Source organism: Streptomyces sp. NPDC104307 (assembly GCF_055584045.1).
This window is the reverse complement of sequence record NZ_JBVJMU010000011.1, coordinates 57,671-67,214: the sequence shown is the minus strand read 5'-3', so window position 1 is coordinate 67,214 and position 9,544 is coordinate 57,671. Positions and strand designations below refer to the sequence as shown.

The 9,544-nt window shown below is 73.0% G+C and carries 7 protein-coding genes; 3 read left to right on the top strand and 4 right to left on the bottom strand.

From position 1 onward, the window contains the following. Window positions 1–600: 600 nt before the first annotated feature. Window positions 601–1,503 carry an alpha/beta fold hydrolase gene (locus tag ACZ601_RS25285; protein ID WP_469542217.1) on the top strand — a complete coding sequence of 301 codons (903 nt, stop codon included), beginning with the start codon at window positions 601–603 and terminating at the stop codon, window positions 1,501–1,503. Window positions 1,504–1,521: 18 nt separating this feature from the next. Here the strand turns inward: ACZ601_RS25285 and ACZ601_RS25280 are convergent, their stop codons facing one another. The 3 genes from ACZ601_RS25280 to ACZ601_RS25270 all read right to left on the bottom strand — a co-directional run bounded on the left by ACZ601_RS25280 (window position 1,522) and on the right by ACZ601_RS25270 (window position 4,769). Next, a complete protein-coding gene (locus ACZ601_RS25280) occupies window positions 1,522–3,180 on the bottom strand; it encodes a transporter (protein WP_469541806.1) in 1,659 nt (552 codons plus the stop codon). Next, window positions 3,177–4,025 carry an ABC transporter ATP-binding protein gene (locus tag ACZ601_RS25275; RefSeq protein ID WP_469541803.1) on the bottom strand — a complete coding sequence of 283 codons (849 nt, stop codon included), beginning with the start codon at window positions 4,023–4,025 and terminating at the stop codon, window positions 3,177–3,179. Before ACZ601_RS25275 ends, ACZ601_RS25280 begins: the two co-directional genes overlap by 4 nt. A 63-nt stretch (window positions 4,026–4,088) precedes the next feature. Next, window positions 4,089–4,769 carry a bifunctional DNA primase/polymerase gene (locus ACZ601_RS25270; RefSeq protein WP_469542215.1) on the bottom strand — a complete coding sequence of 227 codons (681 nt, stop codon included), beginning with the start codon at window positions 4,767–4,769 and terminating at the stop codon, window positions 4,089–4,091. A gap of 323 nt (window positions 4,770–5,092) precedes the next feature. Here ACZ601_RS25270 and ACZ601_RS25265 point away from each other — a divergent pair, with 323 nt between their 5' ends. Both ACZ601_RS25265 and ACZ601_RS25260 read left to right on the top strand, forming a co-directional pair. After that, window positions 5,093–6,475 carry a transcriptional regulator gene (locus ACZ601_RS25265; protein WP_469541800.1) on the top strand — a complete coding sequence of 461 codons (1,383 nt, stop codon included), beginning with the start codon at window positions 5,093–5,095 and terminating at the stop codon, window positions 6,473–6,475. Between the two features lie 178 nt (window positions 6,476–6,653). Next, complete coding sequence (locus ACZ601_RS25260; RefSeq protein ID WP_469541799.1) at window positions 6,654–8,141, top strand: hypothetical protein; 1,488 nt, start codon at window positions 6,654–6,656, stop codon at window positions 8,139–8,141. Between the two features lie 92 nt (window positions 8,142–8,233). Here ACZ601_RS25260 and ACZ601_RS25255 read toward each other — a convergent pair whose 3' ends face one another. Further along, window positions 8,234–9,514, bottom strand: coding sequence for an ABC transporter substrate-binding protein (locus ACZ601_RS25255; protein WP_469541796.1), 1,281 nt, complete (start codon window positions 9,512–9,514; stop codon window positions 8,234–8,236). Between the last annotated feature and the right edge of the window lie 30 nt (window positions 9,515–9,544).

The window sequence follows — 9,544 nt, the reverse complement described above, 5'->3', positions numbered from 1 at the left end:
GGGGGGGGTTGTTGTATTTGTGGGGGGGTCCCCACTTTTTGTCCCCCACGCGCTCCCTGTAGTTGGGCGGGCCCGGGGGGGGGTGGGGGGGGGGCCCGGCCCGGGCGGGCCCCCCGGCACTCCGCGTCCGCTTTTCCGCTTTTCCGTACGGAACAGCAGCGCCCGGAGGGATCGCGTGCCAGGCTGTGCCGGTGGGATTACCTGAGAGTGTCGGCCGCCCGGCCGCGCGGTCGGGCAGGGGAGCAGGCTATGCGCCCGTCTTCTGTGCGTGCCCGGCCCGCGCGCCCACGCCCGCTTCCGGCCCCGGTCCGGGGCCCCGTGAACGGCGGATGGCCCCGGTGCCTCACGGCACCGGGGCCTGTCCTCCCCTGCTTCCGACCTGGAGCCCCGAGCTCTTCAGGTCGGTCCCTGCGGGCCCTCATCCCCGAGTGGCCCGCCTCCCGGAGAAGATCTCCCCTCCGCAGCCGACGTCAATCCTTGGAAGCGGTCACTCGAACGAGCGGTGTTGCGTGCCGGAAGCCAGTTTTCGAATAAGAGTTCGATAGTCTGCTGGTGCGCGACCACACGCTGATCGAGGGACCAGAAGGGGGTGCCAGAACTATGGTGCGGCGCATCGATGTGACCGGAACCGACGGCGTACGCCTCGCGGCCTGGGAGTTCGCGGATCCGCCCAAGGAGCGCGCGGAGAGCGAACGCGCCCCCGGCGTCTTACTGCTCCACGGGCTGATGGGCCGGGCCTCGCACTGGGCCTCCACCACCCGCTGGCTCGCCGAGCGGCACCGCGCGGTCGGCCTCGACCAGCGAGGCCACGGCCGCAGCGAGAAGCCCGCAGAGGGCCCGTACACGCGCGACGCGTACGTCGCCGACGCCGAGGCGGCGATCGAACAGCTCGACCTCGGCCCCGTGACTCTCGTCGGACACGCCATGGGAGCGCTCACCGCCTGGCAGCTCGCCGCCAAGCGCCCCGATCTCGTCCGGGCACTGGTCATCTGCGACATGCGGGCCTCCGCGCTCGGTGCGGCCTCGCAGCGGGAGTGGGAGGACTGGTTCAGGTCCTGGCCGGTGCCGTTCGCGACGCTGTCCGACGTGCGGAAGTGGTTCGGTGAGGACGACCCATGGGTGGAGCGGCCCAGCCCCTCGCGCGGTGAGTTCTTCGCCGAGGTGATGGCCGAGCGCGCCGACGGCTGGCGGCCCGTCTTCTCCCGCCGCCAGATGCTCCAGTCCCGCGCGACCTGGGTGTTCGAGGCGCACTGGGAGGAGCTGGCCCAGGTCGGCTGCCCGACCCTCGTGCTCCGCGGGCTGGACGGGGAGCTGGGCCGGGCGGAGGCCCAGGAGATGGTCCGGGTGCTGCCGCGCGGGCAGTACGCGGAGGTGGCCGACGCCGGACACCTCGTCCACTACGACCAGCCGGAGGGCTGGCGGGCCGCGGTCGAACCCTTCCTGGACCAGCTGGCCGAGGAGGACCGGGACGACCGGGACGACCGCGAGCCGGTGGCTCCGTAAGAGCTGTCCCCGCCCCCGTCACCCCTTGCTGACCGCCGCCAGGATCTCCGGCAGCCGGTCCGCGGTCCGGGGCGCCGCCACCCGCAGCCCGGCCCAGGCGATCAGCGCCCCGTACACCGCACCCGCCGGCAGCAGCACCCACAGCCACTCCTGCGCACCCGCGACCCGCAGCCAGATCGTCGCGGCGATCACCGGGGCGCACAGCAGCGCCGCCGAGACCATGCCGCCGAAGATCGACATCCAGGCGAGCCCGGCCTGCCCCGGCGCCACGTTCTTGAACGCGCCGTCCTGCGGGATCGAGTACGGCAGATTCGCGGAGGCCACCGCGCCCGTCGCCAGCATCGCGCCCAGCAGCGCGAACGACAGCCCCATGACCCCCGGCAGCTGCTGCCAGTCCCCGAGCAGCGCGCAGGTCAGCACCGTCACCAGGACCGTGTACGGAAGGGTGATCAGCAGCAGGGCCAGTGCCCGCGCCCGCACCTCCAGGTACGCGTCCCGGGTCGAGGAGATCGTCATGGCCACCATCCAGAACGCGGAGGTGTCCTGCCCGAACTGGTTGTACATCTGGATGCCGAGCATCCCGGCGGCGAAGCAGGCGAAGTAGACGGAGCCGGTGCCCTGCAAGGCGTTGAGCAGCGGCACGATCAGCCCGATCGCCAGCGCCGTCACCCACGCCGCCTTGGTCTTCGGGTCCCGGGCCACGTAGCGCAGGCTGCGCTGCATCACCGTGCCGGTGCGCCCCTCCGGGAACAGTGCCCAGATGCCGGCGCCGCGCGAACCGGACTTCGCGCGGTTCGGCTCGGCCGCGGCGAGCGTCGAGCCGTCCGGCGCCGTCATCAGCTTCACCAGACTGCGCTGCCACAGCCACACCAGCGGGGCCAGCGCCGCCACGGAGAGCAGCAGCTGAACGGCGGCCCGGCCGTACGAGCCCTGGGACGCGGAGTGCACGGAGCCGATGGCCGAAGCGGGCGGCAGCCAGCGCACCACCTCCGCCGCCGGGTCCAGCGCGGAGAGCCCGCCGGCCTGGCCGAGCCGCTGCGCGCCGAAGTTGACGGCCTGGATGCCCACGGCGATCACCAGCCCGCTGAGCACCGCCAGATCGCGGCCCTTGCGGGAGGTCAGCAGCCGGCTGTTGGCCGTGGCGACGGCCCGTGCCAGCGCCACGCAGACCAGCAGGGTGAGCGGGGCGGCCAGCACCGCGAACACGGTCGCGCCCGCACCGTGGGCCAGCGCGATCACCGAACCGGCGGTCAGGCAGAGCGTGAACAGCGGGCCGATACCGACCAGTGAGGACGTCAGCAGCGCGGTGATCAGGGGCCTCGGCCGCAGCGGCAGCATCACCAGACGGCTCGGGTCGAGGGTCTCGTCCCCGTCCGAGAAGAACAGCGGCATCACGGCCCAGCCGAGCGCCAGTACCTCGGCCAGCAGCACCACGAGCGATTCCACGTGGGCGTTGCCGCGCAGCGCGATCAGCCCGATCAGCTGGCCCGCGGCGATCAGCAGGGTGACGACGACGGAGGCGATGTAGGCGGCCCGCCGCCCCGAGGACTGCCGCAGCCCGTTGCGCAGCAGCGACAGCTTCAACCGGACGAAGACGGGGACCAGGGCCGTGCCGCCCATACCGGCCGGGGTGCCCGTCCGGGGCCCGGATCCCGCCGGGGCGTCGAGCACGCTCATCGGGCACCGCCCAGCCAGTCCAGGGCGTCGCCGTCGTCGCGGCCACCCGCGCCGACGAGCTCCAGGAACGCGTCCTGGAGCGTGGGCGCGTCCCCGCGCACCTGCTCCAGGGTGCCCTGGGACCTGATGCTGCCCGCCGCCATCACGGCCACCCAGTCGCACAGCGACTCGACGAGCTCCATCACATGGCTGGAGAAGATGACGGTCGCCCCGGAGCGGGTGTAGCGCTCCAGCACCTTGCGGATGGTCTGCGCGGAGACCGGGTCGACGCCCTCGAACGGCTCGTCCAGGAAGAGCACTTCCGGGTTGTGCAGCAGCGCCGCCGCGAGCCCGATCTTCTTCCGCATGCCGGTCGAGTAGTCGACGACCAGCTTGTGCTGGGCGCCCGCCAGATCCAGTACGTCCAGCAGCTGGGTGGCCCGGCTGTCCGTCTCCGGCCCCGGCAGCCCGCGCAACCGGCCGGTGTAGCCGAGCAGTTCACGCCCCGAGAGGCGCTCGAAGAGCCGCAGGCCCTCGGGCAGCACGCCGATCCGGGACTTCACCTCGACCGGATCGCGCCAGACGTCCCGGCCGCCGACCTCGATCCGGCCCATGTCGGGGCGGAGCAGCCCGGTGACCATGGACAGGGTGGTGGTCTTGCCCGCGCCGTTGGGGCCGACCAGCCCGATGAACTTGCCCGCGGGCAGCTCCAGATCGATTCCGGCCACCGCCGTCTGCTCCCCGAAGCGTTTCCAGAGCCCCTCCACGCGCACCGCGGGCGGTGTCACCCGCGGCGATTCCGCTGCGGCCGTCTGCTCTGTCCTGTCCGTCCTGTCTGTCCTGTCGGTGTCGCGCCGGTCCGGCATCGTGCACGCCCTTCGAAGTCCCCGTCTGTGGGGGCCACCCTACGAAAGGCGCTACGAAAGGCCCTAGGAAAGGCCCGAGGAAAGGCCTGAGGAAAGGCGGGTCCGGGCGTCGGCCGCTTCCCGGCCGCAGGCGTAGGCGAGCGGGCTGATCAGCTCCTCCACCTCGGGCAGCCAGCGGTTCGCGTTGGTGGGGCGGCGGACCCACTGCACCGAGCCGCTCCCGCCGACCCGGGTCGGCGGTGCCGTCACGTACTGGCCCTCGCCGCAGCCGCGCAGCCCGATCGCGGGGGCGCTCCAGCCCAGCCGCCGCACCAGTGCCTCGGCCTTGGCGGCGGCGCCCGGCAGCACGAAGAACCGCATCCGGCGGTCGGGGGCGCGGGTGACCGGGCCCAGCGGCAGGCTGAGGCGCTCCATCCGGGCGAGCGCCAGGAATCCGGCCGACTCCGGTACGTCGATCGCGTCGAAGGTGCGGCCGGTCGGCAGCAGGATGGACGCCCGGGGCTGCCGCTCCCACATCCGGCGCGCCGCCGCTCCGCTGCCGGTGGCCAGTCCCGCCCAGTCGGCCCGGGTGGGGTGCGCGCCGGGAACCGCGCACCGGTCCTCGCCGCACGAGCACCGCTCCACCCCGTCGGCCGGCTCCAGCCAGGTGCCGGGGCACACGTCCCAGTTCCGCTCCTCCGCGTACCGCACGGCGGCGTCGAGCAGCGGCTCGGCACGCTGCTGAGGGACCTGTGCGGCTTCCATGACTCCGATGGGCTCTTCCACGCCCAGCACAACTCCCGCCACCAACGGGAGTTACGGGCGTGACGTGCGCGGTCGGGGCCCGCTCCGCCCCCGCATACGGGGCGCATCGATGCATGGGCGGGGGCGCGCGGTAGGCGTCACGGCGAAGGAGGGGTAACCAGATACGGGAATTCCGGCACAGTTCGACTCGCATCTTAGAGCGCTTGCTGTGACGAAAGATGCAAGACGTCGTGAAAGTGACCAACACGATGAATCGGCGCATTTCTCAGGCATATGTCGGGCAGTGATCCGGCAACGATCACTGCGGCCTCAGGGGGACACACATGGCAGCCAGGCCTCTCGTCGCACGCCAGCCGAACGAACGGCTGCAGGCGCTCATTCAGGAAGCCGGATGCTCCAACGCGGGCCTGGCCCGCCGCGTCAACATGGTCGGGGCCGAACGCGGCCTCGACCTCCGCTACGACAAGACCTCGGTCGCCCGCTGGCTGCGCGGACAGCAGCCGCGCGGCAGGGCGCCGGGGATCATCGCGGAAGCACTCGGCCGCAAGCTGGGCCGTACCGTCACGATCGACGAGATCGGGATGGCCAACGGCAAGAACCTCGCCTCCGGTGTGGGCCTGCAGTTCGCCCCGACGGTGATCGGGGCGATCGAGCAGGTCTGCGAGCTGTGGCGCAGCGACGTCGGCCGCCGCGACTTCCTCACCGGCTCCGCGGTGGCCTCTTCGGCACTGGTCGAGCCCAGCCGGGACTGGCTGATCAGCGGTGCGGACCCGCAGGTCGCACGGGCGGCCGGGGCCCGGGTCGGCATGCCGGACGTGGAGGCGGTGCGGGCGATGACGGCCGCGCTGGTCGACCTCGACCACCGGTTCGGCAGCGGCCATGTCCGGCCGGTCCTGGTGCACTACCTCAACAGCGTGGTCTCCGGGCTGCTTTCCGGCGCGTACCGCGAATCGACCGGGCGGGAACTGTTCGCGGCGGTCGCACGACTCACCGAACTCGCCGGGTACATGGCGATCGACACGGGTCAGCCGGGCCTCGCCCAGCGCTACTACATCCAGGCGCTGCGCCTCGCCCAGGCGGCCGGTGACCGCGCCTACGGCGGCTATGTGCTGGCCGCGTCGATGAGCCATCTCGCGGCCCAGCTCGGCAATCCGCGCGAGATCGCCCAGCTGGCCAGGGCCGCGCAGGAGGGTGCGCGCGGACGGGTCACGCCGAGGGCGGAGGCGATGTTCTACGCCGCGGAGGCGCGCGGCCACGCCCTCCTCGGGGACGCCGGCACCTGCCGCTCCGTGGCGAACCTGGCACAGGCGGCCCTGGACCGTGCGGACCCGGACAGCGGTGACGATCCCGACTGGATCGCCCACTTCGACCACGCCTACCTGGCCGACGAACTGGCGCACTGTCACCGCGATCTCGGCCAGGCGGAGTCGGCCGCGCGCCGGGCGAAGGAGTCCCTGGACGGCCACCCGGAGTCCCGCGCCCGCCGCCGCGGCATCGGCCTGGCGCTGCTGGCCACGGCGCAGGTGCAGCTGCGCGAGGTGGAGCAGGCCTGCCACACCGGGACGCGGGCGATGGAGCTGCTCGGCTCGGTGCGCTCCAGCCGGGGCGCGGAGTATCTGGAGGACCTGCAACAGCGACTGGTGCCGTACGGGGACGAGCCCGCGGTACGGGAGTTCGGGGCCCGCCTGGAGCTCCAGGCGGCGTGACGGGGAGGGCCCGCCGCGCACCCCGCGCGGCGGACCGGCCCCTTAACAGCGTCTTAAGGCCGCTGAGTGTTACAGCCGGTGTGAAGGGGTGGTGAGTGAGCTCACGCGCTTGGCGAACGACGGCTGCCACCCGGTAGCGTGAGCCGACGATTCCATAGGTTGACACGTAGGAGTCCCGGTGACACAGAGCGGACAGGGCGACGAGCAGCAGCTCCCTGCTGTACGACCCGCACACGAGGGTGTCGTGCTGCCCGCGGGTGGCGGCGAGCCCTGGACGCCGGGGGCACCGGCGAACCAGCCCGCCCCGGCGGAGGGCCAGCCGTGGGGCCAGCCCTGGGGGCCGCAGGCGCCGCACCAGGACGCCGGGTCGCAGGGCCAGTACGGGCAGCAGGGCGGACAGCCCGCGTACGGGCAGCAGCAGGGGCAGTACGACCAGGGGCAGCAGCAGGCCCCGGCGTACGGCCAGGGCCAGGGCCAGGGCCAGTACGAGCAGGGACACCAGAGACCGTCCTACGGCCAGCAGCCGCCGCAGCCGCTGCCGCCCGCCCAGCCGCAGGGCCCGTACGCCCAGCCGCTGCCCCCGGAGGCCGTGCCCGGCATGGGCATGGGCGGGGACTCGGACGCCACGCAGTACATCGCGCCGGTGCCCCCGGGCCCCGCGCCGGGCGGACTGCCGCCGGAGAACCCCGCGGAGTCGACCCAGTACCTGGGCCAGGGCCGGCCGCAGGCGTACCAGCAGCCCCCGCAGGGCGGCCAGGACGCGGACGCGACCCAGTACATACCCCCGGTGCCCGGTGGAGCCCCGTACGGAATCAGGCCCGGCACGCCCGGTGAGCGCCCGCCGCCCGCCGAGTTCGACAACCTCTTCCGCAGCGACGAGCCCGCGGGCGCCACGCAGCAGATGCCCCGGTTCGACCCCGCGCAGCAGCAGCCCCCGCAGTACCAGGGGCCCCCGCAGCCCCAGCAGTCGTACCAGCAGCCGCCCCCGTACAGCGGGCCGGAGGACGGGTCGGCGGGGGACGGGCGCGAGGAGCGGCGCAAGCGGCCCGCGCACGTCCCGCTGATCGCCGCGGTCGTCGTCGGCTGTGCCGTGATCGGTCTCGGCGCCGGGGCGCTGCTGAGCGGTGGCGACGACGACAAGGACAGCAAGGAGCCGGTGGCCTCGGCGAGTTCACCCGCCGTCGAGCCCTCCAGCAAGGCCGCGCCCGACCCGGCGAAGCCGCAGGCGGAGGAGCTCGACAAGCTGCTCGCGGACAGCAACAACAGCCGGGCCGCCGTCATCGGCGCCGTCGAGAAGACCAAGACCTGCACCGACCTCGACAAGGCCGTGGCGGATCTCAAGGGCGCCGCGAAGCAGCGCCGCGAACTGGTCACCCGGCTCAAGGGCCTCTCGGTCGACAAGCTGCCGGACAACGGCGCGCTGACCGCCTCGCTCACCAAGGCCTGGCAGGCCTCCGCGTCCGCCGACGACCACTACGCGGCCTGGGCCGCGCAGGCCAAGAGCAAGAAGGTCTGCAAGCACGGCAAGGCCCGTACGACCCCGCAGACGCAGGCGGCCAACGCGCAGAGCGGCGAGGCGAGCAAGGCCAAGCGCGAGGCGTCCAAGCTGTGGAACACCATCGCGAAGAAGTACGGCCTGACCGAGCGCGAGGCCACCGCGCTCTGAGCCCGGCGGCTGAGACGGACGGGCAGCCGGACAGGAGCCCCCAGGGCCCAGGGCCCCCTGCCCCGGCCCGTCCGCCCGCCCGGCCGCCCGTCTCAGCCGGTCGCGCTCGCGTCCGACAGGGTCTTCGTCACATCCACGAAGCCCTTCTTGTCGGCGACCAGTTTGCCGTCACGCACCACCTGGAACGTCACCTTGCTGTTGACGATGCGCGGGTACGAGTCCGAGCCGATCATGTCCTCGTAGCGCCAGCGCAGTTCGGGGGTGAGGCCGCCGGTGTCGACCCGGATGCCCTTGTTGAGGGCCTTGGTGACCTTCCCCGCGGTGATCACCGGCTCGTCCAGCGACTCGACGATCGACTTCAGCGCGGTGTAGGCGATCCAGGTGGTCTGCGCACCCGTGTCGTCCGGGTCGATCCGGTTGTCGCCGAAGGCGTGCTCGCGGATCACCTGCCGCATCCGGTTCCAGCGGGCGTCACCCGCGTCCGGGTACCAGCCGGTGACGTACGCGCCCTCGAACGGGCTGTCGCGGCCGCCCGTGCGGTCGATGAGCGGCTGGCCCACGCTGCCGAGCACCGAGGAGATGCGAGCCGCCGCGGTCGCCGGCGCCAGCCGCCGGAAGGAGTCGAAGAAGGTCTCCGTGCGGTCGCCCAGTACGGCCGTCACGCACCCGCCGGCCGCGCCCGCCCCGGCGAGCGCCTGCCCGGCCGCGCTGTCGTAGGACGTTGCTGTCTCCGACGCCCGGATGTCGGTCGGCGCGGGCCTGCGGGCCTCGGTGAGGCCGGTCTTGAGGAGCCACGACTGCCCGTCCCCGCCCAGCGTGTCCGGCCGCACCAGCGAGACCCGCTCGCAACCGCGCGCCAGCTGCTTGGCGTTGCCCGCCAGCAGCGCGAACTGGCCGCCGGTCACCGGGTAGGACATATAGCTGCGGAACTCCTCCTCCGAGGCGCCGTACCCGCCGATGTACGGAATCCCGGCCACCTCCAGCGGTGCCATGAACGCCCGCCCGTACCGGCTGTACGAGCCGACGACCGCGACCGCCTTCTCCTCGACGGCCCGGCGGGCGCAGCGGCCCGCGCCGATCGAGGTGTCCTGCTCGTCGCAGGTGACGACGCGCAGCTTGTGGCCGTCGATCCCGCCGCTGCCGTTGATCCAGCGTGCGTACGTCTGCGCCATGGCGGTCATGCCCGCCATGTCGGCGCTGTCCGGGCCAGAGGCGCCGCTCGGCGCCCAGGTGACGACGGTGACGGGCTCCCTGGAGTCCCCCGAGGCCCCAGGGAGCACACCGCAGCCGGTCATCAGCAGGGCCCCTGCCGCCACTGTGCCGATGAGCGGCCTGATGGGGCGGGAAAGGATGGGGCGCTGCCGTCCGGTCATGGGGCCTGACCCTTCCCGGTCCCGGGTAAC